The organism is Streptomyces sp. NPDC046303, from assembly GCF_055588085.1.
In genome coordinates this window covers 132,891-156,771 of record NZ_JBVJFA010000017.1, presented here as the reverse complement: position 1 = coordinate 156,771, position 23,881 = coordinate 132,891, and the positions used below count along the sequence as shown (strand labels likewise).

Here is a 23,881-nt window from a genome sequence, read left to right as displayed (position 1 = left end):
GAGCCCCCATGCGACTGCTGACCTTCACCACCACCACCGGCTCCGGCGGCGGCGCCGAACGCCTGGGCGTCGAGGACGACGGCCACGTCATCGACCTGGCCGCCCTCGCCGACCGGGCCGGAGTCCACCTGCCGCACGATCTGCTCTCCTTCATCCAGGCGGGCCCCGCCGCGCGGGAGACCGCCCGGCGCCTGCTCGCCGCGGATCCGTCCGACCGGCCGGCTTCGGCCGTGCACCGCCCGGGCGAGGTCACCCTGCGCGCCCCGTACCGGCCCGGCAAGATCATCGGAGTCGGCCTCAACTACGTGGAGCACGTGGAGGAGTCCAGCCGGAGCCTGGACACCGACCGGGAACGCCCGCCGCGCCCGGTCCTGTTCTCCAAGCCGGCCACCGCCGTCACCGGGCCGGGGCAGCCCATCCTGCACAACGCCGACCTGACCACCCAGCTCGACTGGGAGTGCGAACTCGCCGTCGTCATCGGCCGCACCGCCCGCCGGGTCAGCGAGCAGGAGGCGTACGACCACGTCTTCGGCTACGCCGTCGTCAACGACATCAGCGCCCGCGACCAGCGCCGCTCCGGCCAGTGGTTCTTCTCCAAGGGCCAGGACTCCTACGCCCCCTTCGGCCCGGTGGTCGTGACGGCCGACGAGGTTCCCGACCCCATGGCCCTCGACCTCTCCCTGCGCGTCAACGGCGTCACCAAGCAGAAGTCGAACACCCGGCACATGCTCTTCCCGATCGCCCGCCTCATCGCCGACATCAGCTCCGGCATGACCCTGGAGCCCGGCGACGTCATCGCGACGGGATCGCCCTCCGGCGTCGGAGCCGGGATGGTCCCCCCGCAGTTCCTCGTCCCCGGGGACACCGTCGAAGCCACCGTCGAGCTGATCGGCACCCTGACCAATCCCGTCGTCGACGCCCGCTGAGGAGTACCCGTGCCCTCCCGTACCTCCCGTACGCCCCGTACCTTCCGCATCGGCCAGATCGTGCCGAGCTCCAACGTCACCATGGAGACCGAGGTCCCGGCGATCCTGCGGGCCCGCCAGAGCCTCGTACCCGACGAGGGCTTCACCTTCCACTCCAGCCGGATGCGCATGACCCATGTGACCCCCGAGCAGCTCAAGGCCATGGACGCCGACTCCGACCGCTGCGCCGTGGAACTCTCCGACGCCCGCGTCGACGTGCTCGGCTACGCCTGCCTGGTCGCCATCATGAGCATGGGGCTCGGCTACCACCGCGCCGCGCAGGAGCGCCTGCACCTGCGCACCGCGCAGAACGGCGGACCGGCGCCCGTGGTCACCAGCGCGGGCGCCCTCGTCCACGGCCTGCACACGCTGGGCGCCCAGAAGATCGTGCTGCTCGCCCCGTACATGCGCCCGCTCACCCGTACCGTCGTCGACTACCTCGGCCACGAGGGCATCGAGGTCCTGGACCACCAGGCCCTGGAGATCCCCGACAACCTCGACGTCGCCGCGCACGACCCGGCCCGGCTGCCCGGGCTCGCCCGGGCGCTGGAGCACGCGGAGGCCGACGCGGTCGTCCTGTCCGCCTGCGTGCAGATGCCCTCCCTGACCGCCATCGAGGAGGCCGAACAGCTGCTGGGCAAGCCGGTCGTGTCCGCCGCCGTCTGCACCGCCCACCAGATGCTGCGCGCCCTGGACCTCGAGGCCGTGGCCCCGGGGGCCGGACACCTGCTGTCCGGCGCGTACGCGCGGGCGCCCCTGCCGCAGTAGCCCGAGGAGCCCGAGGAGCCCGAGGAGGCCGAGCAGCCCGCAGGGGCCGCAGGGGCCGGAGGAGGGCTCGATATGATCGCGACCGCGCACAACGGAAGGCGATCATGTCCGACAGCCCCCTTCGGCCCAGCTCGTTGATCAACACGGTCTACGGGGCGTTCCTGCGCCGCCTCGGCGGCTGGATCTCCATCGCGGACCTGATCACGCTGATGGGCGAACTGGACGTCGACGGGCCGGCCGTACGCTCGGCCATCTCGCGCCTCAAGAAGCGCGGAGTCCTCGAACCGGAGCGCAGGGGCGCCACCGGCTACCGCCTCAGCCCGGCCGCCCACCCCGTCTTCGACGAGGGCGACCGCCGCATCTTCGCCAGCCTCGAACCCGCCGACCTGGCCGACGGCTGGGCCATGGCGGTCTTCTCCGTACCGGAATCCGAGCGCAACCACCGCTACCAGCTGCGCACCCGGCTGACCTGGCTCGGCTTCGGCAACATCGCCCCCGGCGTGTGGCTGGCGCCCGGCCGGCTGCTCGACGACGCCCGCGGCATGCTGGAGCGGCTCGGACTCAGCGACTACGTCCACCTGTTCGCCGCCGAGTACGCCGCCTTCAGCGACCTGCCCGGCACGGTCGGCTCCTGGTGGGACTTCCCGGCGATCCAGACCCAGTACGCGGCCTTCACCGACGCCTACGCGCCCGTGGCGGCACGGCTGGGCGCGGGGCCCGGCCCGGACCCCGCGCAGGCGTTCCGCCACTACGTGCCGCTGCTCACCCAGTGGCGCCGCCTCCCGTACCTCGACCCGGGCCTGCCGACGGAACTGCTCCCGGCCGACTGGAACGCGGTCACCGCCCGCCAGGTGTTCCAGCAGCTCCACACGGTGCTGCTGGAACCGAGCCTGCGCCACGTCCAGGAGGTCACGGGCCTGCCCGAAGAGTCCCGGCCCCCGTCAACACGGCAGCAGCACTAGGAACGAGACGGCCTATCCGACGGAGACCCGGTCCTGGTCCGGGCGGGAGGCCGGGGGGCCGGCCGGGAGACCGTCGGGCCGGCCGCGCCGGGAGCGGCCGGGGCGGACCGGCCACCACGTGCTCCGGCCGAGGAGCGCGGCCAGCGCGGGCACCAGCACGATGGACAGGACGAACGCGGAGAGCATGATGCCCAGCGCCGTCGCGAAGCCGATCTGCTGCGTGGACGGGTCCGTGTTCACGGCGAGGCTGCCGAACGAGGCCGCCAGGACGACGCCCGCCGTGGCGATCGCGGGCGCGGTGTGCCGGACGGCGCGGGCGACGGCCGCGCGCGCCGGCCCGGGGCGTTCCATCTCCTCGCGTATGCGGTCGCTGATCAGGATGTTGTAGTCGGTGCCGAGGGCGACGACGAAGAGGAACAGCACCAGCGGGAGGACGAAGTTGACGCCCGGCTCGTCGAGCAGGTGCTGGAAGAAGAAGGCGGAGGCGCCGAGGGTGGCGGCGAACCCGAGGCCGACGGCGATCATGAGGATCGCGGGGGCGAGCAGGCTGCGCAGCAGGACGATCAGGATGAGGGCGATCAGCACCGCGGCGACGGGGAAGACGATTCGCAGGTCGTGGTCGACGGCGGTGGAGATGTCGGCGAAGACCGCGGCCGTGCCGCCGACATGGGCCTCGGTTCCCGCCGGGGCGACGCCGGCGATCGTGTCGCGGACCGGTCCCGAGACGAGGTCGCGGGCCTCCTGCGTCTGCGGGCCGGCGGTGAGGTAGAAGTCGAAACGCGCGGCCGTGCGGTCCTCGTTGAGGGTGGTCGCCCCCACCTTGCCGACGCCCTCGACCGTGGCGAGGGCCCGGGGCAGTGCCTCGATCCGCTCGGTGTCGAGGGTGCGGCCGTCCGTCGCGGTGACGTAGACCGTGGCCGGGTCGGACACCCCGGCGGGCAGGGAGCGGGAGATCTCGGCGGCGGTGGCGGCGGCCGGGGTCTCCAGGCTGCCGCCGCCCTGGCCGAAGTCCATCCGGATGCCGGCCAGTCCGGCCGCGAGAGCGCCCAGCAGGGCGACGCTGGCCAGTACGAGGCTCGCCGGGCGCCGGGCGACCAGGGCGCCGAAGCGGGTGGCCGCCCCCTCCGCGGGCTCCCGCTTGAGGGCCCGGGAGGGCCAGAACATCGCGCGTCCGGTGGCCGCGAGCAGTGCGGGCATCACGGTCAGGCTGGCCAGCAGCATGACCAGGACCGACACGGCGATGGCCGGCCCGAGGACGCGGAACTGCCCGAAGGTCGCGATGGCCAGGGTGGCGAAGGCGGCCACGATCGTCAGGGCGGCCGACGTGATGGCCGTGCCGACCCGGGCACTGACCTCGGCCGCCGCCTCACGGGCGGGCTGCTCCGGCCGGGAGCGCAGCTGTTCCCGGAAGCGGAACAGGAGGAAGAGGAAGTAGTCGACGCCGATGCCGATCAGCACGACGCTGATCATGCTCGGGGTGGACGGGTCCAGCCGGATGCCGCTGAGCGCCGCGCCGCCGACCACCGTGCCCGCCGCCGCGCCGCCGACGATGACCACCGCGATCAGCGGGACGAAGGCGGCCAGGGCACTGCGGAACACCAGGATGTTGATCAGCACGATCAGGCCGACCATGAGGATGCCGACAACGGTCTGGGTGGTCTTCTCCGCGTCGGCGGTGTCCGTGAGGTCGGCCAGGCCGCCCGTGAAGCCGGTGCGCATCCCGGCCTCCGTGAACGCCTCCTCGGCCCGGTCGTGGAAGACGCGGTACACGCGCTGGAGGCCGGGGTCCATCGAATTGCCGGTCAGCCGGACCGAGAGCAGCGCGAAGCTCCGGTCGGGTGCGGTCATCGCGGGGACGACCCCGGGGGTCTGGGAGTGGTCCTCGTTGAGGAAGGCGGGCGGCTCGTCCTCCGTCGGCGCGGGCATCTCGACGCGCCGGCTGCCCAGCTGCCCGGCGACGTCGCCGACGCGCCGCTGATCGGCCTCGGTGAGCGGCTCGCCGTCGGCGCGGGCGACGAGCACGGTCACCGCGTTGCTGTCGGGCTTCACCCCGAACTTCTCCTCGGCGACCCTCAGCGCGGCGGCCGAGTCGTACTGTGCGGGCAGGAACTCGCCGCTCTGGGTCTCGGTCACCCGGTAGACGAGTGCCTGGCCGAGCACGCTCAGGAAGATGCCCAGGACCGCCCAGACGGCGATCACCTTCCACGGGTTGCGGGCGGAGAACCCGGTCAGAGCGCGGATCACGTGGTTGTCCTTCGGTGTCGGATGCTTCGCCGGGTCCTCCCGGCTGAATCCAGCTCATCAGCGCGCCGCGCACGATGCGTCCGAGCACAGGACGAGACGGCGCCCGGGAGCGGGGGCCGGGCCGGAGCGCCGACCAGGACCCTGGTCCCGGGTCGTGATCGGCTCCAGGTCCCGGGGCGGGGGCCGCGGACCGGTGAAAGAATGGATCACGAGACGACGGTCGGTCGTGCGCCCCGGCCGCCGGCGGGGGCGCCCACGGGGGAGGACGACACCATCGACACCATGCAGAAGACGGGTACCGCGTCGGAGAGTTCCGCTGACGGCGGCCCCCGGCCGGGCGGCGACGCCCCGCCCTGGACGCGCAACGACGCGCTGGTCACCATCGGGGCCGCCGCCGTGGACCTCCTCGGCTTCTCGCTCAGCAGTCAGATCGACCACGGGTACGTCCCGCCGGCCGGCTGCGTCCTGCTGGTCGTGGCCGCGCTGCCGCTGCTGGCCCGGCGCCGCGCCCCGCTGTCCACGCTCGCGGCCGTCCTGCTGCTCGGGCTGGGCCTCAACCTGACCGTGCCGGTGCCCCAGCACTTCACCGCGACGGCCGCGGTCGCCCTCTACACCGTCGCACGATCCCGGGGCCCGGCCGTGGTCGCGTGGGCCGCGCTCGTCTCCGCGGCGATGCCGCTGATCGGGCAGTCACCGCGGCCGGGGATCCTGGACGTGATCGGCAGCGCCGCCAACGCACTGCTCGTGATCGTCACCGCCGCCGCGATGAACCGCTGGCACCGCGAGAACGAGGCCAACCGCCGGCTGCTCGCCGACCGCGCGGTGGCCGACGAACGGCGCCGCATCGCCCGTGAGCTGCACGACATCGTCGCCCACCACATCACCACCATGCAGCTGATGGCCGGAGGCGCCCGCGCCAACCTGGCGGGCGACCCCGAGGTGGTCCGGGAGGCACTGGTCACCCTGGAGGGATCCGGTCGGATGGCGCTGCGCGAGATGCGCCAACTGCTGGACGTACTGCGGGCGGGAGACGAGGCCGAGGAGGAGCCCACCGCCCCGCAGCCCGGGGTCGGGGACCTGGCGGGCATCATCGGCGAGACCCGCCGGGCCGGGCTGCCCGTGGAACTGGACGTGCGGGGCGAGGAGCGCCCGCTGCCGCCGAGCGTGGGCCTGACCGTGTTCCGCATCGTGCAGGAGGCGCTGACCAACGCCCGCAAGTACGCCGGCCAGGCGCGGGCCTCCGTACGGCTGACGTACGGGACGCACGGGCTGGCGGTGGAGGTGTCCGACGACGGGGCCGGAGCGGCGGCCGCGTCCGCCGGATCCGGCTACGGTCTGGTGGGGATGCGGGAACGGGTCGCCCTGCACGGCGGCACGCTCGAGGCCGGACCGCTGGCCGCGGGCGGGTTCCGGGTGGCGGCCCGACTGCCGCTGAAGAGCGGGGAAGGGGCGCTGCGATGAGCGGACGGACGACGGAGGCGATCAGGGTGCTGATCGCGGACGACCAGCCGCTGGTGCGGCGCGGGCTGGCCCTGATCCTCGCCCCCGACCCGGCCTTCGAGGTGGTGGGCGAGGCCGGCGACGGCGAGGAGGCGGTGGAACTCGCCCACCGGCTGCGGCCCGACGTCGTCGTGATGGACATCCGGATGCCGGTGCTGGACGGGGTCGGCGCCACCGAACGGCTCGCGCGGACCCTGCCCGAGTGCCGGGTCCTGGCGCTGAGCACCTTCGACATGGACGAGTACGTGGTGGCGGCGCTGCGCGCCGGGGCCTACGGGTTCCTGCCCAAGGACATCTCCCCGGAGGAACTCGTCGCGGCGGTGCGCGTGGTGCACACCGGAGAGGCCGCGGTCGCGCCCCGGCTGCTGACCCGGCTCCTCTCCGCCTACGTACTGGCCCCGCGCCCTCCGCAACCGCCCACGGTGGACCCGGGCGACCTGACGCCGCGCGAGCAGGAGGTGTGGCGGCTGATGGCCACGGGGCTCGACAACGCGGAGACCGCCCAGGCCATGGACATCAGCGTGTCGACCGTGAAGAACCACATCACCAGCCTCTTCGGGAAGCTCGCCGTCCGCGACCGCGCCCAGGCGGTGATCGCCGCGTACGAGACGGGCCTGGTCGAAGCCGGCACCCGGAACCAGTGAGGCACCGGCTACCCGGCCTCGTCCGGGAGCTCCGCCCGGGCCAGCGCGAGCACCCCGGCGCAGATCAGGGCCAGGCCCAGCGCCTGCGGCAGCAGCCACCACTGCGCCCGCAGGTGCTCCTCGTACAGCAGCACGCCCAGCGCCACGCTGACGCTCGCGTCCCCGAGGGTCAGCGCGGGCTGCGAGGCGACCAGCGGGCCGCCTTGCATGGCGTGTTCGAGCAGGAGCAGCGCACACACCCCGCTGACGGCGAAGGCGTACGTCTCCCACGTGGTCAGGAACGCGCCGATCCCGCCCCCGTCGAGGACGTGCATCGCGGATTTCATGAGGGCGGCGGTGAGCGCGTAGCAGACGGCGGTGGCCGCGCCCAGGCACCCGGCCCGCATCCGCCCGGCCGGCCGGCGCAGTCCTGCCGCGGCCAGCAGGGCCACCGCCACCGCGGACGCGGCCAGCGCCAGCACCCACCGGTCGAGCGGTACGTCGGTGCGGTTCCCCTCCGGTGAGGCGGCCACCAGCACGATGCCGAGCCCGGCCACCACCCCCGCCACGGCCAGCCACAACGCCCCCGGCAGCCGGGTCCGCGCCACCAGCGACGCGATCAGCAGCGCCAGCGGCAGCTCCAGGACGAACAGCGGCTGTACGAGGGCCAGCGCGCCCGTGGCGAGCGCGACGGCCTGCCCCACTCCGGCCGCGATCACGGCCAGGATCCCGGCGATCCAAAGGGGCCGCCGCAGCAGGTCGAGGACGAGCCCGAACCGGAAGCCGTCGCTCTGCGGCACGGTGAGCGCGGCCCGCCGCTGGAGCACGGTCGCCAGCGCGTTGCTGAACGCCGCGAACAGTGCGAAGAGGACCGGCAGGACGTAGCCCATGCCCCCGATCCTCACCGATCCGGCGCCCCTCAGGGCGCCGCGACACTCCCGGACCCGATGCCGTGCCGGGCCCGCCGCAGGACCAGGGCCGCCAGGGCTCCGGGAGCGCCCGACGGGCCGCGGATGCCGGGGAAGGCGTTCACGTCCACGATCAGGGGCCTCCCGCCACCGGCGTCGATGATGTCCACGCCGTAGACGTCCAGCGCGAAGGCCGCTCCGGTCTCCCGCACCAGGTCGGCCCATCCGGCGGGAAGCCGGGCCGGGTCCAGAGTCCGGCTGGGCCCGCGCCCGCCCGGCGACAGCTCGGAGCGGCGCAGGGCCGCGAAGACCTGGTCCCCGATCGCCCACAGCTTGTGGTCCCAGCCGCTGTTGGGCGCGAAGTCCTGCACCACCACCGGTTCCCGCGGCCAGTGCGCCGCCAGTTCCCGCAGTCCCGCGGCGCCGTCCACGCGGGCCACCAGGTCGCCCCGCCGGCTGTGCCGGCTCTTGACCACCACGGGGGAGGGCAGCGCCGCACCCGACGCGGCCCACGCGGAGAGCGAGCCCACGGTGCGGGTCGCGGCGAACGGCAGGCCGGCCCGCAGGGCACGCTCCGCCATCGCGGTACGGTCCTGGCACAGGGCGGTCGCCGCCGCGGTGTTGACGACGGGGGCGCCCCGCCCCTCCAGGCGGCGGGCCAGCTCCAGGGCCTGCGGGGTACGCGACTTCAGCAGATACACATCGGCCGGCGGTTCCGGGACCTCTGCCACCGCGCCGGGGTCGAGCGCCTCGACGACGTGCTCCGGCGCCAGCAGGGCGGCGGTGGCCGCCAGCAGCGGATGACCTGGTTCCGGAGTGATCAGGCCGATCCTCACGCGCCGTCCACCGCCACCGCCGACACCTGGGCCGGAATCGACAGCGGCAGGGCGTACGACAGCCCCGACGGCACCGACGGGGGCGGGGAGCCGCCGGACCGTGCCAGGTCCAGCACCGCACGGGCCACCCGCGCGGTGGCGTCCGGCACCTGACGGAAGCTCGGGAAGTCGTTCACGTCGACGATCACGGGCCCGTCCGGACCCAGCAGCACGTCCACCCCGTACAGGTCGAGCCCGTACACCGACCCCACGTCCGCGGCGATCGCCGCGACCTCCGCCGAGAGCGGCACGCGGCGCTCCCGCACCGCGGGATCCGGGTGCAGGGGGGAACACCGCTCGGTCGCGAACAGCTCCCCGCCCACCCCGTACACCTTGATGTCCGTGCCGGAATTGGGCACGTACGGCTGGGCGATGAGCAGCCCCTCGCCCGCCAGGACGGGGAGCATCGCCTCCAGCCGCTCCGGCGAGGACACCAGGTGCACGGCCCGCCCGGAACTCCCGTCGGCGGGCTTGACGACGAGGGGGTATTCGGCCGCCGGTATCTCCCGCAGCAGTTCGGGGCGGGCCGCCGCGTAGGTCGGCGGCAGCGGCAGCCCCCGGGCCCGGCCGATGGCGGCGGCCAGCGCCTTGTCCCGTACGCCGCGGATCGAGCGGGCGTCGTTGACCGTGGTCAGCCCGGCCGCGGCGGCGGCCTCGAGCAGGGTCAGCCCGGGACCGCCGGACACGGTTTTGAGCACCCAGGCGTCGTGGGAACCGGCGCGCACCGCCTCGGTCATGGACAGCAGCGAGCCCCCCGGCCGCACCACGTCGACCCGGTGGCCCCACGCGGCCAGCTGCCGGATCACCTCGTTCGGCATGCCGTCGTGGCGGTAGTGCTCCTCCACCAGGAAGCAGAGCCTCATGGACCTTCCCCATATTCCCCGGACGTCCGCCGATCCCGTCCGGCGAGTTGTGACGTCACAGGATGTCATGGACCGCAATGTGATGATCGGTCCACCTGGGCGGGTCCGGGCGGCCGGGAGGAACCGAATATTCGAATGTACGGACGCCGCAGGCTGCTGTTAGGTTCATCCCGTGCCGAAGCTGAATCAGATCATCGCAGTCGAAAAGGGCGTCAAGTCCAAGTCCCTCCAGGAGCTTTCGCAGGCTCACCACGACGTCCAGAAGCCCGCCCTGCTGGCCGGCATCTCCCGCACCTACCAGCCCAAGGACGAGGAGGGCGAGCAGCTGCCGCCCGAGTCCACGCGGGTCCAGGTGAAGGCGGAGGACGTGCTGCGGGCGACGGCCGGCACGCTCACGCGGCTGTTCGACGTGACGGCGACCAAGGACTGGGCGAACCGCACCGCGGCCGCCGATGTCGTCGTGGACGGCAGGGTCCTGCTGGCCCAGGTGCCCGTGCCGTATCTGCTCTTCCTCGAGAAGCAGCTCACCGACATGCACACCTTCGTACGGAAGCTGCCGGTGCTGGACGCGTCCGAGTCCTGGAACCTGGACCCGTCCACGGACTCCTGGAAGACGGACCCGGTGCGCACGATCCGCACCAAGAAGGTGCCGCGCAACCACGTCAAGGCCGAGGCCACCGACAAGCACCCGGCGCAGGTCGAGGTCTACTACGAGGACGTCCCGGTCGGGTACTGGACGACGGTGAAGTTCTCCGGCGCACTGCCGGCCCGGCGCGTGAACGAACTCCTCGACCGCGTGGAGAAGCTCCAGCAGGCCGTCAAGTTCGCCCGCGAGGAGGCCAACGGCACCGAGGTGACCGACCAGCGGGTCGGCGACGCGGTGTTCGGATACCTCTTCGGGTAGCCCCGAAATCTCCCCCTGTATGTCTGCAGGGGGTGCGCGAGAGCGCAAGCTGAAACTGATGTTGAAGCTGAACAGGGGTGTCAGTTGGGGGTTCGAATCCCTCCCCCGGCACGACGTGCCGGGGTGGCCCAAGCCTGGCAGAGGCGGCCCCGTAAATCTCAGATTCTCGCTCCAGTCTCAGTATTCGCCGCCGAACACCGGATCGACCGGGCGCGGACGATCATCGACGGATGGGGGTTCAAGTCCCTCCTGCGCCTCTCCCGTGGCGCGGTAGTTCAATGGCAGAACACGTCGGTCTCAATATGATCCGCGGCACTTAAACGCCGCCGGTGTGCGCAATTGGGTGGCAAGCAGGAGCCCGGGAGCTGGACATGCTCCCGGGCTCTGTCACGTCCCCGCTCCGATGGCCGGGGCGTACGACCGGCTACACGGGTACGGACACGAACGTCCGGCCCGCCTCGTTCTCCACCAGGACCGCCTTCACGTTCGCCGGATCCACGGCCGCCGAGCCGTCCAGCGACGCGCCCTTGCCCTCGCCGTTCTCCTGGCCGACGACCCAGCCGCCCGCGGTGGTGCGGGTACCGTCCCGGGCGACCACGACCAGCCGGCACCGCTCGCCCGGAGGCACCCCCGTGACGGCCGCGTGCACCCGTACCCACTGGGCCGCCGGGGCCATCTGCACGGTCATCCGGCTGCCCGTGACCGGATCGGTCGCGGAGGCCACCTTGGTCCCGGGCACCACCGTCGGGGGAGCCGTCGACACCGTGGGGGAGGGCCGGGGCAGGGCCACCGCCCCCGAATCACCGGCGCCCAGCTGAGCACCGGCCCAGAACACGGCGGCCAGCGAGGCCGCCGCGGCCAGTCCCGCGAGCGCCGCCCGCCGGCGCCGTTCACCGGCCCGCTCCCCGCGCATCTGCCGAAGCGTGCGCTGGAGCAGCAGGTCTCCGCCCCGCGGAGGCCCGTCGAGGAACGCCTCCGCGGGGACCTCACCCAGCGCCGCCTCCATCTCGCGCAACGCGGCCACCTCCTCCCGGCACTGCACGCACCCGCTCACGTGTTCCTCGACCCGGCGGACCTCCGTGTCGTCCAGGACGCCGAGCACGTACGGGCCGAGCTGTTCTTCCTCCTCGTGCCGCTGCCGGTTCATGCCACCACCTCACGCAGTCCGGCGGGCTGCTGGGGCGGCCTGCCCGATCGTTTGCCTTGTCTGGAAGCGCCGTCCCCGGCGCCGTTGTCCCGGAAGACGTCGCGCAGCGCCTTGAGCGCGTAGTGCGAACGCGATTTGACCGTACCGGCCGGGATGCCGAGGCTGTCCGCCGCCTCCGCGACGCTGAGCTGGCGGTAGTACAACTCGCGCAACACGTCCCGGTGTTCCGGTGACAGCCGGTCGAGTGCGCCCAGCACCGTCATCGTGTCCACCACGGAATCGGCGTGGTCCACTTCCACCGGGGGAGTGGCCGCGGCCCCCGAGACCTCCGGCGGCCGTGCGGCCTTGGCCCGGTAGCGGTCGGTGATGATGTTGCGGGCCACCGTGAGCAGCCAGCCGCGCACCGAGCCCTTTCCGTTCACCAGGACCTCGGAGTGCCGCCAGGCCCGGATCAGCGTTTCCTGGACGATGTCCTCGGCGGCGGCCCGGTCTCCGGTCAGCCGGGTGGCGTACGCGAGCAGGGCGTGGCCGTGCTCCTCGTACACCGACCTGATCAGTGCTTCATCGGTCGAGCCCCGCCGAGTGCGGGGCCACAGTGGTCCGGCCATCTCACCCTCTCCGTCTTCCTCGCCTGCGTGGTGCGGTCGGAACACGCCTGCCGTACGGACCGGGTTCACGTGACGTGCGTCACCCGCTCACATGCGGCACGCGCGGCCCTCGTTGAGGCAGTCGACGACCGCGGTCATCTGCCGGCCGGTCATCGCGTTCACGAACATGCCGTGGTCCGTCTTCGGGCTGTGCCGCTGCTCGGGGAAGGAGTCCAGAGCGAGGGGCGCCCCCGCGGCGACCTCGTAGGACAGGGAGACGCGCAGCTCGGGCACCGGGAAGGTGCGCGGCGGGCAGACGCCGTTGGCGGCGGGGAACCTCAGGTGCGAGCGGTGCCCCTCGCCGGCGGTGTCCAGGCCGTTCCAGCAGCTCGGAAAGACCAGGGTGCGGGTGACGAGGTCGCCCCGGGGGCAGCGCGGATAGCGGGTGGTCGACCGGTCCGGGGTGCTCGAACAGCTCCAGCGGGCCCGGACGTCGGCGTCGCTGTCCGCCGTGCCGGCGACGGCGTCGCCGGTCACCCCGCGCAGGAAGCGCGGCATCGCCACCACCTTGCTCACCGGACTGCCGCGGAACTCCACGCGGACCGAGGCCTCCGGCAGGATCTGCCCGGTGTTGCCGTGTGCCGCGGAGGTCTCGTGCGGGCGGGTGCCCGGACGGTCCGGCCGGCGCAGGACGGGCCAGTAGTACGTCGACCGGTCGCCGCCGCGGCAACTGGTGGCGGCCGCGTCCAGGGAGGCGTCGGTGGACATCGCGTCCGTGGACAGGTTCCCGACGTACGCGTGCGTGTGGTGGGCGCCGGCCGGCAGGCCGGGCGAGACCACCAGGTTGTCCTCGTTGAAGTGGCCCTCCTCGTTGCGTCCGCAGTCCACCACCACCGAGCCGGCCGAACCCTCGGCTCCCGGCGCCGGTTCGGGCGCGGACGCGCGGGGAACATCGCGTATGTCCACGTAGTCGGAGGGTGCCGGGCCGGCGCCCTCCGTCCCCGGGTGCGGACCGGCCGCCCGCGAGGCCCCCAGGACGGCGGCGAGCAGCCCGCCGCCCAGGACCAGGAAGACGGCGAGCGTGAGCAGGCGGCGTTCTTTCCCCATGGCGGTCACGGTCGCCGGTGGCGCCACCCGAGTCAACCGGGCATCCGGATGGCGAACGGTGCCGCGCGCCCGATGGGAGAGCGGGGCCTCCTTGCCGGTCCGGGCACCGACCGCGCAGAGTACGGCCTATGACACCCGAGATGACGCCAGCCGAGCTGCTGCACGCCTTCGCCCGCACCCGTGCCTCGCTCGACGGGGCAGAGGTGACCTACTGGTGGTCGGGCGACGTCTACACCTGGGGCCCCGGGGAGCCCCACCAGCGCCTCTTCGGCTTCGAAGGGCTGAACGTCGCCCGGCTGGTCCGGGACGAGGAGACCGGCGGCTACCAGCTGCTGTCCAGGGAAGCCGCCTTCTATCTGGACCCCCTGACCCGGGAGATCCTGGACACCTGGCAGGACCGGCCGGTGGTCCACGTCTGGAACGATCCGGCCAACCAGAAGTGGCGGCCCTTCCCGGTCCCCGTGACCGAACTGGGCGACCAGGTCTGCTTCAGCCTGGAGATCCCGCTCGCCTACCCCTCGCCGCTGCCCGTGGCGCAGTACCCGGCCCACTCGGCCGACGACACCTACCGGGCGCTGGAGCTCTTCCAGTTCTTCGCGCCCGCCACGGTCCTGTCCACGGACGAGCCCAGTGTCCCGGCCACGATGTCCTGGACCCGGATGTCGCCCTGGCTGCCCTGGATGGAGCAGGGGCAGCGGCCCGGCGGCCTCACCTTCCACTGCCGTGGCCGAAAGCTCGGCTCGTACGCGGAGGTTCCCGAGCGCACTCGCTCCTCCATCGCCGCCCACCATCCGGAATTCGCCTGTTCTCCGGACAAATGGTCCGAGCCGAACGAGACCAGCTGGACGTACTTCCGCAAGCTCTTCCCGCCCCTCGGCGGCGCGGCCGAGGCAGGTGCCGCCACGCGCTGAGCGCCCCCCGAGCGCCTCCCGGGGCAGGGGCAGGGAGCGGACAAGGGTTTTCCCCGTATCGCGTTCATCCCCGCGTTGCCTACTGTCTGCCCATCGGCGATCTTCTCCTGACCCGACGGCCGGCACGCCAACCCCACATGGCATGATGCCGTCCCACCAGGGGGAATCTTCGGTACGCCGTTGCCCTGCCCCGCCGTCGAGGCCGGGGCAACGTGGCGCGCGGCGGCGGCCGGGGCGAGTTCGACCAGCTCGCTCCCGGTCCCGCGGCCGCCGGTCACCTCCCACACTGCACCGACCGGCCGCTCCGGCCTGCCCGGAACCGGCCCGCGAAAGGGAACTTCGTGCACGCATCGAGACGCAGGCTCATATCCGTGGTGGCGATGTCCGTCACCCTGCTCGCCGGCTCCGCCACCGCCTCCGTGGCCGTCGCGGCCGACGTTCCGGCGCCGGCCGCCGAGACCGCCGCCACCGCTCCGGTCGAGAACCTCATCGTCGGATACAAGAGCTCCGCCTCCGAGGCCAGTTCCAACAATGCCGCCGCCGTCGACGCCGCGGCCAAGGGCAAGCAGGCCGGCAAGAAGGCGACGTTCGACCGCCGCCTCGGCACCGGAGCGGCCCTGGTCAGCCTCGGCTCTGCCACCGCCCCCGCCGACGCCGCCAAGCTGATGGCGCAGTTCCGCGCCGACCCGGACGTCGCCTACGTCGAGGTCGACTCCCGCGCCTACCCGATGGCCACCCCGAACGACACCGAGTACGCCAAGCAGTGGGACCTCTTCGAGCCCACCGCCGGCATGAACGTTCCTGCGGCCTGGGACAAGACCACCGGCTCCGGCGTCACCGTCGCCGTGATCGACACCGGCTACGTGGCCCACTCGGACCTCGCCGCGAACGTGGTCGCCGGCTACGACTTCATCAGCAACGCCACCTATGCCCGCGACGGCGGCGGCCGTGACGCCAACCCCGCCGACGAGGGCGACTGGAACGCCACCGACGGCGAGTGCGGAGTGGGCTCCAGGGCCGGCAACTCCTCCTGGCACGGCACCCACGTGGCGGGCACCATCGCCGCGGCCACGAACAACACCAAGGGCATCGCGGGCATCGCGTACAACGCGAAGATCCAGCCCGTCCGCGTGCTCGGCAAGTGCGGCGGCACGACCGCCGACATCGCCGACGCCATCACCTGGGCCTCCGGCGGCTCCGTCGCGGGCGTCCCGGCGAACGCCACCCCGGCCAAGGTCATCAACATGAGCCTCGGCGGCTCGGGTGCCTGCACCTCCACGTACCAGAACGCCATCAACGCCGCCGTCGCCCGCGGTACGACCGTCGTCGTCGCCGCAGGCAACAGCAACGCCGACGCGGCGGGCTTCTCGCCGGCCAGCTGCAACAACGTGATCAACGTGGCCGCCAGCAACCGCACCGGCGACCGCTCCTTCTACTCCAACTACGGCGCGAGCATCGACGTCGCCGCCCCGGGCGGTGAGACCCGCCGCGGTACCGACACCCCCGGCACCATCACCACCCCCGAGAACGGCATCCTCTCCACGCTGAACGCGGGTACCACCACCCCCGGCGCCGAGAACTACAAGCCCTACCAGGGCACCAGCATGGCCGCCCCGCACGTCGCCGGCCTCGCCGCGCTCGTGCTCGCCGCCAAGCCCTCGCTGACCCCGGCCCAGGTCGAGTCGGCGATCAAGAACAACACCCGCCCGCTGGCCGGCGTCTGCTCCGGCGGCTGCGGCACCGGTCTCGCCGACGCGGCCGCGACCGTCAACGCGGTGACCACCACCACGCCTCCGGCCCTCGAGAACGGCACGGACTACACCATCGGTGACAACACCACCGTGGAGAGCCCGATCACCGTCTCCGGGAAGACCGGCAACGCCCCGGCCACCCTCAAGGTGGGCGTGAACATCGTGCACACCTACATCGGTGACCTGAAGGTCGACCTGATCGCCCCGGACGGCTCGGTGTACAACCTGCACAACCGGTCCGGCGGCAGCGCCGACAACATCAACCAGACCTACACCGTCAACGCCTCCTCCGAGGTCGCGAACGGCACCTGGAAGCTCCGCGTGAACGACAACGCCGGCGGCGACACCGGCAAGATCGACTTCTGGAACCTGACCTTCTGATCAGATTCCGCTTCGGTCGCCAACTCGGCCTGACAGGCCGATAGTACGGACCAAGTCCCACCCCGCGGACCCGCCGGTACACGTGTACCGGCGGGTCCGACGGCTTTTCCCGTCACCTGGCTGATTTCTGCGTCACAATCCGGGTCCACCCGCCATCCGACCTCGTATTGTCGCGTCTCACAGGAATGGCACAGGAGCTGGGGACCGAGAGGCTGGTGGCTGTGCGTGGTGGCGGCGACGGGGAACGCTGACACGAGCGTCGGACAGGACGAACTGGTCGAAGCGGTCGACCGTGCGCTGAACTCGCACGGCCGTGCCCTGCTGACCGGCCCCACCGGCGCGGGGAAGACCGAGGTCGTACGCGCCGTTGCGGCGGCCGCCGAGTCCCGCCGCGAGACCGTGCTGCGCCTCGCGCCCGAGGCCGCCGACCAATGGATACCCGAGGCCTCGGCCGCGGCCCTGCTGGCCACCGTCCCGGGCGCCGCCCTCGAACGGCTCTCCGGCCCCCAGCGCACCGCCATCGCCCTGCTGTGCCGCGAGACGGACACGCCCCGGGCCGGCCGCGACCACGTCGCACTGCGCCTCGCCGTCCTCGAAGTCCTCCGCACGCTCGCCGCCGGACACCCCGTCCTGCTCGTCCTGGACAACGCCCAGTGGCTCGACGCCGAGAGCACCGACCTGCTCCGCTTCGTCCTGCGCCTGACCCCGCCCCAGGTCCGCGTCCTGGTCGCCGAATGCGTCCAGGGCGGCGCACCGGTCGGCGAATGCCTCTGCGGCACCGGCACCCCCGCGATCCGGGTGCCCCCGCTCGGCGCCGACGAGATCGCCGAACTCCTCGTCCGCCACGGCCTGCCCGCCCGCCTCGCCGGACGCATCCACCAGGCCAGCGGCGGCAACCCCCGCCTGGCCATCGCCCTCGGCCACTCCCTCGCCGAAGCCGCCGGGGCCCGCGACGGCAGCGCCCACCACGCCGACACCCTGCCCGTCTCCGGGCAGGCCCGCGAGGTGGCCCGCAGGCTGCTCGCCGAGGTCCCCGCCCAGGCCCGCCGCACCCTGCTGCTCGCCGCCCTGGCCGCCCGCCCCACCACCGCCCTGCTGCGCCGGGCCGGCCGCCCGGACGCCGAGGCGGAGCTGGCCGAGGCGGAACGGGCCGCTCTGGTCCGGGTGGGGGAGGACGGCAGCGTCGAGTTCACGGCCGGCGCCCTGCCCACGGCGCTCGCGGCCGACGCGGGCTGGCCCGAGCGTTCCGCCGGACACGCCGCGCTCGCCGAGGCCGTCGGCGACCCCGTCCAGGCCGTACGCCACCGCGCACTGGCCGTGGACACCCCCGACCAGCGGCTCGCCGCCGAGATCACCGAGGCCGCCGCGGTCTGCCGCCGCCGCGGCCAGCGGGCGCTGGCCGCCGAACTCGGCCTGCTCGCCGCCGAACGCACGCCCTCCCACCTGGCCGGCGAGGAACTCGCCCGCCTCGTCAACGCCGCCGAGGACGCCGGCTGGGCCGGCCGCGCCGATCTCGCCCGCCGCGCCACCCGGGCCGTCCTGGCCCGCGACGCCTCGCCCGCCAGCCGGGTCCGGGCCCGGCTCGCCGTGATCGACGCCGCCGGGCAGGCCCTGGGCGCCCTGGACGAGACCTTCGCCTGCGCCATGGCCGACGCCGCCGGGGACCCCTCGCTCGAAGCCGCCGTCCAGCTGCGGATCGCCTGGAAGCACAACCTCAGCGACGGGGACCCCGTCCGGTCCCGCGACGCGGCGGCCCGGGCCGGCGCACTGGCCGCACTCGGCGGCGACCAGGTCGCCGAGGCCATGGCCCTGACCGTACGGGCCCGCATGGGCCGCATCCTCGGGGACCCCGGCGCCGAGGCGATCCTCGCCGAGGCGCTCGCCCTGCCCGCCCCCGACGTACCGCTCGGCATGCGCAACGCGCCCCAGTACCTCGCCGTACGGCACGCACTCTTCGACGACCGCCTGGACGACGCCCGCAAGCAGCTGATGGTCCTGCTGCCCGCCGTCCAGCGCACCGGCTCCGCCGAGGACGTCTTCGAGGTCCTGCGCAGCCTCACGGAGGTCGAACTGCGCAGCGGCCGGTGCACGGCCGCCTCGTCCCGCGCCCGCCAGGCCCTGGAACTCACCATCGAGGCGGGCCTCTCGCCGGGGCCCGCCTGGTACGTCGCCGCGATGGCCGAGGCCAACGGCGGCAGCTTCGCCCGCGCCGCCGGGTACGCCCGCCGCGGCATCCAGGCCTCGTACGAGGAGCACGACCAGGTGTTCCTCTCCCGCAGCCTGCACGCGCTCGGACTGGTCGAACTGGCCACCGGCGAGGCGGCGAAGGCCGTCGCCACCCTGCGCCGGGTCGCCGAACTCGAAGCCGCCCAGAAGGTGGTGGACCCCTCGATCCTGCGCTGGCACGGGGAGCTGGCCGAGGCACTCGTCGCGGCCGACGCGCCCGAGGAGGCCGCCCGGCTGCTCGACTCCGTGCGCACCGTCGCCCGGGGCCTCGGCCGCACCGGCGTCGTCGCCGCACTCGACCGGGCCCGCGGCCTGTGCCTGTCGGCGCAAGGGGAGGCGGACGCCGCCGTACAGCTGCTGGAGGCCACGGCGCAGCGGTTCGAGACCCTGCGGCTGCCGCTGGAACGGGGCCGCACGCTGCTCGCGCTCGCCCGGGTGGAACGGCGCCGGCGCCGGCGGGCCCCGGCCCGCGTCGCGCTCCTGGCCGCGGCCGAGGTGTTCGAGCGGGCCGGCGCCACCCCGTGGACCGAGCTCGCCCGGGAGCCGGCGGCGGGCGAGGGCGGGCGCCCGGAGGCGGCGGCCGCCGCCCTGACCGAGGCCGAGACCCGGCTCGCCCTGCTCGTCAGCCGGGGTGCCAGCAACCAGGAGGCCGCGGCGAAGCTGTTCCTCAGCGTCAAGACGGTGGAGGCACGGCTGACCCGTATCTACCAGAAGCTCGACGTGCGCTCGCGGGCCCAGCTCGCCACGGCACTGGCCACCGCACTGCGCACCACGCGCTGAGCCCGGGGCCCAGCGCGGTGGCGCGCAGTACGGGGCCGGAGCCGGTCAGCAGCTCAGGTTGGAGCCCGGAGTCACGCCCAGCAGCTGGGTGAAGCTCTGGTACTTCGAGATCCGGCTCTGGACCTGCGCGGGGTTGCCGCCGTTGCACTCCAGCGAGCCGTTGATGGAGCGGATGGTCTCGCCGAAGCCCGCGCCGTTGACCATGGCGGCGTGGGCGGTCATCGTGCCCGGACCGTTCTGGGTGTTCCAGTACCAGAGCGCCGTCTTCATGGCGATCGCCGGGTCCCGCTCCACGAGGTACGGGTCGGCGAGGAGATTGATGCCGAGCGCGTCGCCGGCCGCCTTGTAGTTGAAGTTCCAGCTCAGCTGGATCGGGCCGCGCCCGTAGTACGCGGCCTGGCCGGCGGGGCAGCCGTACGGCTGCCCCGCGTCGCAGTAGTGCGGGTAGTTGGCCGTGTTCTGCTCGACGATGTGGACGAGCCCGCCCGTCTCGTGGGAGACGTTCGCGAGGAACGCGGCGGCCTCGCGCCGCTTCACCGTGTCGTCGCCGGTCCGGGCGAAACCGGGGTACGCGGACAGCGCCGCGACCAGGCCGTTGTAGGTGTAGAAGGGGTTCCGGTTCGGGAACATCTGGTGGAACTGGGCCTCGGAGACCACGAATCCGGAGGGGTGGCCGGGGTCGGGCTCCTGGCTCCCGCCGTCACCGCAGGCGCCCTGGTCGGACCACACGCCCCACTCCCCGGTGGTTCCGGGCGTCTCGCCCTGGGTCCACCATTTCGCCTGCCAGTTGTGCCCGTTGTACGAAGCGTTCGCGCCGCCCGTGTACACGGCGGACGGGGCCCAGGCGCCGGCGCACGGGGCGGCCGCGGCGGCGGGGGAGGAGGGGAGGACGAGGGCGAGGCCGAGGCCTGCCGCGGCGGCCGCCGCGGCGGCCAGCGAGAGGGCACGGCGGCGAAGCGCACGTTTATCACGTAACTGCTCCTTCAGTGGGGGGAGTTGCCGTGGGGGCGGCAGCAGTGCCCACTGAAGCGAAAATGGTCTGAACCTGTCAAGGTCTAGACCAAATGAAACGCGCCGGCGCGGTATGCCGCGCCGGCGCGAAACCGGAGGACCGAGACTCCGGAGGGCCGGAGGGCCGGAGGGTCAGCTGTCGGCGGAGAGGTTGCCGGAGAGCACCGGGATGTTGCTGAGGATGTGCGAGAGCGACTCGTCGCCCTTGGCCTGGGTGGAGTTCTCGGCGCACTGCTGGTTCATCGGGTTGGACAGGACGTTGATGTCCTGGACACCGATGTTGACCAGGGCGAGGATCGACTGGGCGTTGACCTTGGCCGGCAGGCCGATGCAGAGCTTGTTGGCGGTGCCCTGGACCAGGTTGGCCTGCGGGCTCATCTTGCCCGTGGTCTCCGCGTTGCCGTAGATCTGCGCGGAGCCGTTGCCGTTGACGGTGTTGACGCCGTTGTCGTTGCCGATCGCCATCGCCGGGGTGGCTACGGCAGCGCCCGCACCCAGCACGGAGGCGGTGACCGCGGCGGTGGCCATGAACTTCTTGAACATGTGGGGGATCCTTCTGTCGCACTGTCGCATGAGATAGCCGCCCTCGGCGGGGCGAGCTGATCAACTGCTCCAGGCGCTGCCGGTTATCCCCACTCACCCGAGTGGCTCAACGGGCGGGGCGGCGGCCCGGTCCCGCCGCCGTGGCGGCGAGACTGAGCTCCTCGGCCCCGGGGGTCAGCCGGTCTTGCGGCGGACCTTCTTGTTCTTGCCGCCGGGGCCGCTGCTGGCGCCCTGGACCTTCGCGCGGGACTGGTGCGCCTGCTGGGACTGGGCATTCGCGGCGTTGCGCTCCAGCGCCTCCCGGAACTTCCGCTTGGCCTCCTCGGCCGGAGATTCGTCCTGCGGGGTCTCTGCTTCGTCTGCCATGTGTCCTCCTGGGGTGGTCAAGCCGTTTCAGTCTGTCAGCTGCTGTGGCCGCTGACCAGCGAGTTCCGCGGGGCCGGTGCTCTGTACACGGCGCCCCTCCCCAAGGATCACTTGGGGAGGCCATAAGTTCCGCTGATGGGGTCATAAGGTGATACCGGGTGCTGAGTAAGGATTGCCTTAGTTTAAGGTTCCTCTTGATCACCAGTGATCCACTGTGCTGTCACTCGAAGGGAACCTTTGCCATGCCTCGACCTCTGCGGGTAGCAATCGTCGGTGCCGGCCCCGCCGGGATCTACGCCGCCGACGCGCTGCTGAAGTCCGAGGCGGCAGCGGAGCCCGGTGTGTCCATAGACCTCTTCGAGAAGATGCCCGCGCCCTTCGGGCTGATCCGCTACGGCGTCGCCCCCGACCACCCGCGGATCAAGGGCATCGTCACCGCCCTGCACCAGGTGCTCGACAAGCCGCAGGTCCGGCTCTTCGGGAACGTCGACTACCCGAACGACATCAGCCTGGACGAGCTGCACTCCTTCTACGACGCCGTGATCTTCTCCACCGGCGCGACGGCCGACCGCGCCCTGGCCATCCCGGGTGTCGACCTCGACGGTTCCTACGGGGCCGCCGACTTCGTCTCCTGGTACGACGGCCACCCCGACGTCCCGCGCACCTGGCCGCTGGAGGCCGAGAAGGTCGCCGTGCTCGGTGTCGGCAACGTCGCCCTCGACGTCGCGCGCATCCTCGCCAAGACGGCCGACGAGCTGCTGCCGACCGAGATACCCCCGAACGTCTACGAAGGCCTGAAGGCCAACAAGGCCCTCGAGGTGCACGTCTTCGGCCGCCGCGGTCCGGCCCAGGCCAAGTTCAGCCCCATGGAGCTCCGCGAGCTGGACCACTCGCCCACCATCGAGGTCATCGTGAACCCCGAGGACATCGACTACGACGAGGGCTCGATCGCCACCCGCCGCTCCAACAAGCAGGCCGACATGGTCGCCAAGACCCTGGAGAACTGGGCGATCCGCGATATCGGCGACCGGCCGCACAAGCTGTTCCTGCACTTCTTCGAGTCGCCCACCGAGGTGCTCGGCGCGGACGGCAAGGTGGTCGGACTGCGCACCGAGCGCACCGAGCTCGACGGCACCGGCAACGTCAAGGGCACCGGCCAGTTCACGGACTGGGACGTCCAGTCCGTCTACCGGGCCGTCGGCTACCTCTCCGACGAGCTGCCCAAGCTCCCCTGGGACGTCGAGTCGGGCACGGTCCCGGACGAGGGCGGCCGGGTCATGGAGGCCGGCAGCCACCTGGCGTCGACGTACGTGACCGGGTGGATCCGGCGCGGCCCGGTCGGCCTGATCGGCCACACCAAGGGCGACGCCAACGAAACCGTCGCGAACCTGCTGGCCGACCACGCCGAAGGCCGCCTGCTCACCCCGGCCGCGCCCGCGCCGGAGGCCGTCGAGGCCTTCCTCGCCGAGCGCGCCGTCCGCTACACCACGTGGGAGGGCTGGCACCGGCTGGACGCCGCCGAGAAGGCGCTCGGCGAGCCCCAGGGCCGCGAGCGCGTGAAGATCGTCGAGCGCGAGGCGATGCTCGAGGCCAGCGGGGCCTAGGAAAGCCCGGGAAGCACGACGGAGGGCCGGGACCGGCGGGGTCCCGGCCCTCCGTCGTGCGGAGGGTGGTCAGCCGCGGGCGGGCTCGGTCGCCACTCGTCCGGGGGAAGCGGGTCGCGCCCCGGAATGCCGTACCGCCCGCGGGAGTTCGTACCAGCGCGAGACCTGATCCCACACGCACTGGAGAGCTCATGAAGATCGGCATCATCGGCGCGGGAAACATCGGCGGCAACCTCACCCGCCGCCTCACGGCCCTCGGGCACGACGTGTCCGTGGCGAACTCGCGCGGCCCCGCAACCCTGACGGCGCTCGCCGAGGAGACCGGCGCCACCCCCGTCACCGTCGCCGAAGCGGCCCGCGGGGCGGAGATCGTCGTCGTCACCATCCCCTTCAACAAGGTGCCCGATCTGCCCTCCGGCGTCCTCGACGGAGCCGCCGAGGGCTTCGCGGTCATCGACACCTGCAACTACTACCCCCAGCAGCGCGACGGCCGGATCAGCGGTGTCGAGGACGAGGGCCTGACCGAGAGCCGCTGGGTGGAGCGGCAGCTCGGCCACCCCGTGATCAAGGCCTTCAACGGCACCTACGCGCAGGACATCCTCGACCGGCACCGTCCGGCGGGCGACCCCGAGCGGATGGCACTGCCCGTCGCGGGCGACGACGAGGCGGCGAAGAAGACCGTCCGCGCCCTGATCGAGCAGCTCGGCTTCGACACCGTCGACGCGGGCGGCCTCGACGAATCCTGGCGCCAGCAGCCCGACACCCCCGTATACGGGCTCCGCGAGGGCGTCGAAAGCGTCACCCGCGCGCTCGCCGCGGCCTCCCCGGAACGCAAGGCGGCCTTCCGGGGCTGAC

At 72.9% G+C, this 23,881-nt stretch carries 21 protein-coding genes; 11 read left to right on the top strand and 10 right to left on the bottom strand.

Translation table 11 applies throughout. The features are described from left to right. Positions 1–8 precede the first annotated feature (8 nt). The 3 genes from ACZ6I1_RS19890 to ACZ6I1_RS19880 all read left to right on the top strand — a co-directional run bounded on the left by ACZ6I1_RS19890 (position 9) and on the right by ACZ6I1_RS19880 (position 2,695). Positions 9–926: a fumarylacetoacetate hydrolase family protein gene (locus tag ACZ6I1_RS19890; protein WP_469288869.1), complete on the top strand. Its 918-nt coding sequence runs from the start codon at positions 9–11 to the stop codon at positions 924–926. Positions 927–1,007: 81 nt separating this feature from the next. Beyond that, a complete protein-coding gene (locus tag ACZ6I1_RS19885) occupies positions 1,008–1,733 on the top strand; it encodes a maleate cis-trans isomerase family protein (protein WP_469288907.1) in 726 nt (241 codons plus the stop codon). Between the two features lie 104 nt (positions 1,734–1,837). After that, positions 1,838–2,695 carry a PaaX family transcriptional regulator gene (locus ACZ6I1_RS19880; protein WP_469288867.1) on the top strand — a complete coding sequence of 286 codons (858 nt, stop codon included), beginning with the start codon at positions 1,838–1,840 and terminating at the stop codon, positions 2,693–2,695. Between the two features lie 12 nt (positions 2,696–2,707). Here the strand turns inward: ACZ6I1_RS19880 and ACZ6I1_RS19875 are convergent, their stop codons facing one another. Beyond that, a complete protein-coding gene (locus ACZ6I1_RS19875) occupies positions 2,708–4,939 on the bottom strand; it encodes an MMPL family transporter (RefSeq protein ID WP_469288865.1) in 2,232 nt (743 codons plus the stop codon). Positions 4,940–5,221: 282 nt separating this feature from the next. On the opposite strand from ACZ6I1_RS19875, the gene ACZ6I1_RS19870 reads away from it, so the two are divergent. Then, positions 5,222–6,400, top strand: coding sequence for a sensor histidine kinase (locus ACZ6I1_RS19870; protein ID WP_469288863.1), 1,179 nt, complete (start codon positions 5,222–5,224; stop codon positions 6,398–6,400). Further along, a complete protein-coding gene (locus ACZ6I1_RS19865; RefSeq protein WP_469288861.1) occupies positions 6,397–7,083 on the top strand; it encodes a response regulator in 687 nt (228 codons plus the stop codon). Before ACZ6I1_RS19870 ends, ACZ6I1_RS19865 begins: the two co-directional genes overlap by 4 nt. 8 nt (positions 7,084–7,091) lie before the next feature. Here ACZ6I1_RS19865 and ACZ6I1_RS19860 read toward each other — a convergent pair whose 3' ends face one another. The 3 genes from ACZ6I1_RS19860 to ACZ6I1_RS19850 are packed head-to-tail and all read right to left on the bottom strand — an operon-like array spanning position 7,092 to position 9,708. Next, positions 7,092–7,952 carry a DMT family transporter gene (locus tag ACZ6I1_RS19860; protein ID WP_469288859.1) on the bottom strand — a complete coding sequence of 287 codons (861 nt, stop codon included), beginning with the start codon at positions 7,950–7,952 and terminating at the stop codon, positions 7,092–7,094. Between the two features lie 29 nt (positions 7,953–7,981). Beyond that, positions 7,982–8,806, bottom strand: a complete 825-nt coding sequence (locus ACZ6I1_RS19855; protein WP_469288857.1) for an ATP-grasp domain-containing protein — start codon at positions 8,804–8,806, stop codon at positions 7,982–7,984. After that, positions 8,803–9,708, bottom strand: a complete 906-nt coding sequence (locus ACZ6I1_RS19850) for an ATP-grasp domain-containing protein (RefSeq protein ID WP_469288855.1) — start codon at positions 9,706–9,708, stop codon at positions 8,803–8,805. The genes ACZ6I1_RS19855 and ACZ6I1_RS19850 overlap by 4 nt, the downstream gene beginning before the upstream one ends. A 172-nt stretch (positions 9,709–9,880) precedes the next feature. Here ACZ6I1_RS19850 and ACZ6I1_RS19845 point away from each other — a divergent pair, with 172 nt between their 5' ends. Next, positions 9,881–10,612: a DUF7873 family protein gene (locus tag ACZ6I1_RS19845; RefSeq protein WP_469288853.1), complete on the top strand. Its 732-nt coding sequence runs from the start codon at positions 9,881–9,883 to the stop codon at positions 10,610–10,612. Between the two features lie 424 nt (positions 10,613–11,036). Here ACZ6I1_RS19845 and ACZ6I1_RS19840 read toward each other — a convergent pair whose 3' ends face one another. The 3 genes from ACZ6I1_RS19840 to ACZ6I1_RS19830 all read right to left on the bottom strand — a co-directional run bounded on the left by ACZ6I1_RS19840 (position 11,037) and on the right by ACZ6I1_RS19830 (position 13,453). Next, positions 11,037–11,759 carry an anti-sigma factor gene (locus ACZ6I1_RS19840; protein WP_469288851.1) on the bottom strand — a complete coding sequence of 241 codons (723 nt, stop codon included), beginning with the start codon at positions 11,757–11,759 and terminating at the stop codon, positions 11,037–11,039. Continuing rightward, complete coding sequence (locus tag ACZ6I1_RS19835) at positions 11,756–12,367, bottom strand: sigma-70 family RNA polymerase sigma factor (protein ID WP_469288849.1); 612 nt, start codon at positions 12,365–12,367, stop codon at positions 11,756–11,758. Before ACZ6I1_RS19835 ends, ACZ6I1_RS19840 begins: the two co-directional genes overlap by 4 nt. A gap of 87 nt (positions 12,368–12,454) precedes the next feature. Next, positions 12,455–13,453, bottom strand: a complete 999-nt coding sequence (locus ACZ6I1_RS19830; protein WP_469288848.1) for a DUF1996 domain-containing protein — start codon at positions 13,451–13,453, stop codon at positions 12,455–12,457. A gap of 140 nt (positions 13,454–13,593) precedes the next feature. On the opposite strand from ACZ6I1_RS19830, the gene ACZ6I1_RS19825 reads away from it, so the two are divergent. From ACZ6I1_RS19825 to ACZ6I1_RS19815, 3 genes are all read left to right on the top strand, one after another. Continuing rightward, positions 13,594–14,364, top strand: coding sequence for a DUF1838 family protein (locus ACZ6I1_RS19825; protein ID WP_469288846.1), 771 nt, complete (start codon positions 13,594–13,596; stop codon positions 14,362–14,364). A 380-nt stretch (positions 14,365–14,744) separates the two neighbouring features. Beyond that, positions 14,745–16,496 (top strand): S8 family peptidase, encoded by a 1,752-nt coding sequence (locus ACZ6I1_RS19820; protein WP_469288905.1) that lies wholly within the window; start codon positions 14,745–14,747, stop codon positions 16,494–16,496. Positions 16,497–16,721: 225 nt separating this feature from the next. Continuing rightward, positions 16,722–19,502, top strand: a complete 2,781-nt coding sequence (locus ACZ6I1_RS19815) for a helix-turn-helix transcriptional regulator (protein ID WP_469288845.1) — start codon at positions 16,722–16,724, stop codon at positions 19,500–19,502. Positions 19,503–19,547: 45 nt separating this feature from the next. Here the strand turns inward: ACZ6I1_RS19815 and ACZ6I1_RS19810 are convergent, their stop codons facing one another. The 3 genes from ACZ6I1_RS19810 to ACZ6I1_RS19800 all read right to left on the bottom strand — a co-directional run bounded on the left by ACZ6I1_RS19810 (position 19,548) and on the right by ACZ6I1_RS19800 (position 21,422). Beyond that, positions 19,548–20,438: a glycoside hydrolase family 19 protein gene (locus ACZ6I1_RS19810; RefSeq protein WP_469288903.1), complete on the bottom strand. Its 891-nt coding sequence runs from the start codon at positions 20,436–20,438 to the stop codon at positions 19,548–19,550. Between the two features lie 207 nt (positions 20,439–20,645). Beyond that, the gene (locus ACZ6I1_RS19805) at positions 20,646–21,056 is read right to left on the bottom strand and encodes a rodlin (RefSeq protein WP_469288843.1); all 411 of its coding nucleotides are present in this window, start codon (positions 21,054–21,056) and stop codon (positions 20,646–20,648) included. Between the two features lie 174 nt (positions 21,057–21,230). Further along, positions 21,231–21,422, bottom strand: coding sequence for a DUF5302 domain-containing protein (locus ACZ6I1_RS19800; RefSeq protein WP_215147036.1), 192 nt, complete (start codon positions 21,420–21,422; stop codon positions 21,231–21,233). A gap of 242 nt (positions 21,423–21,664) precedes the next feature. On the opposite strand from ACZ6I1_RS19800, the gene ACZ6I1_RS19795 reads away from it, so the two are divergent. Next, the gene (locus tag ACZ6I1_RS19795) at positions 21,665–23,026 is read left to right on the top strand and encodes an FAD-dependent oxidoreductase (RefSeq protein WP_469288842.1); all 1,362 of its coding nucleotides are present in this window, start codon (positions 21,665–21,667) and stop codon (positions 23,024–23,026) included. A gap of 191 nt (positions 23,027–23,217) precedes the next feature. Further along, complete coding sequence (locus tag ACZ6I1_RS19790; protein WP_469288840.1) at positions 23,218–23,880, top strand: NADPH-dependent F420 reductase; 663 nt, start codon at positions 23,218–23,220, stop codon at positions 23,878–23,880. Position 23,881: the final 1 nt, after the last annotated feature.

Coding starts and splice junctions, on each gene's coding strand:
- ACZ6I1_RS19805 (WP_469288843.1), bottom strand. CDS start 21,056: ATGTTCAAGAAGTTCATGGCCACCGCCGCGGTCACCGCCTCCGTGCTG.
- ACZ6I1_RS19870 (WP_469288863.1), top strand. CDS start 5,222: ATGCAGAAGACGGGTACCGCGTCGGAGAGTTCCGCTGACGGCGGCCCC.
- ACZ6I1_RS19885 (WP_469288907.1), top strand. CDS start 1,008: ATGGAGACCGAGGTCCCGGCGATCCTGCGGGCCCGCCAGAGCCTCGTA.
- ACZ6I1_RS19825 (WP_469288846.1), top strand. CDS start 13,594: ATGACGCCAGCCGAGCTGCTGCACGCCTTCGCCCGCACCCGTGCCTCG.
- ACZ6I1_RS19830 (WP_469288848.1), bottom strand. CDS start 13,453: ATGGGGAAAGAACGCCGCCTGCTCACGCTCGCCGTCTTCCTGGTCCTG.
- ACZ6I1_RS19865 (WP_469288861.1), top strand. CDS start 6,397: ATGAGCGGACGGACGACGGAGGCGATCAGGGTGCTGATCGCGGACGAC.
- ACZ6I1_RS19850 (WP_469288855.1), bottom strand. CDS start 9,708: ATGAGGCTCTGCTTCCTGGTGGAGGAGCACTACCGCCACGACGGCATG.
- ACZ6I1_RS19790 (WP_469288840.1), top strand. CDS start 23,218: ATGAAGATCGGCATCATCGGCGCGGGAAACATCGGCGGCAACCTCACC.
- ACZ6I1_RS19835 (WP_469288849.1), bottom strand. CDS start 12,367: ATGGCCGGACCACTGTGGCCCCGCACTCGGCGGGGCTCGACCGATGAA.
- ACZ6I1_RS19820 (WP_469288905.1), top strand. CDS start 14,745: ATGTCCGTCACCCTGCTCGCCGGCTCCGCCACCGCCTCCGTGGCCGTC.
- ACZ6I1_RS19890 (WP_469288869.1), top strand. CDS start 9: ATGCGACTGCTGACCTTCACCACCACCACCGGCTCCGGCGGCGGCGCC.
- ACZ6I1_RS19800 (WP_215147036.1), bottom strand. CDS start 21,422: ATGGCAGACGAAGCAGAGACCCCGCAGGACGAATCTCCGGCCGAGGAG.
- ACZ6I1_RS19840 (WP_469288851.1), bottom strand. CDS start 11,759: ATGAACCGGCAGCGGCACGAGGAGGAAGAACAGCTCGGCCCGTACGTG.
- ACZ6I1_RS19880 (WP_469288867.1), top strand. CDS start 1,838: ATGTCCGACAGCCCCCTTCGGCCCAGCTCGTTGATCAACACGGTCTAC.
- ACZ6I1_RS19795 (WP_469288842.1), top strand. CDS start 21,665: ATGCCTCGACCTCTGCGGGTAGCAATCGTCGGTGCCGGCCCCGCCGGG.
- ACZ6I1_RS19860 (WP_469288859.1), bottom strand. CDS start 7,952: ATGGGCTACGTCCTGCCGGTCCTCTTCGCACTGTTCGCGGCGTTCAGC.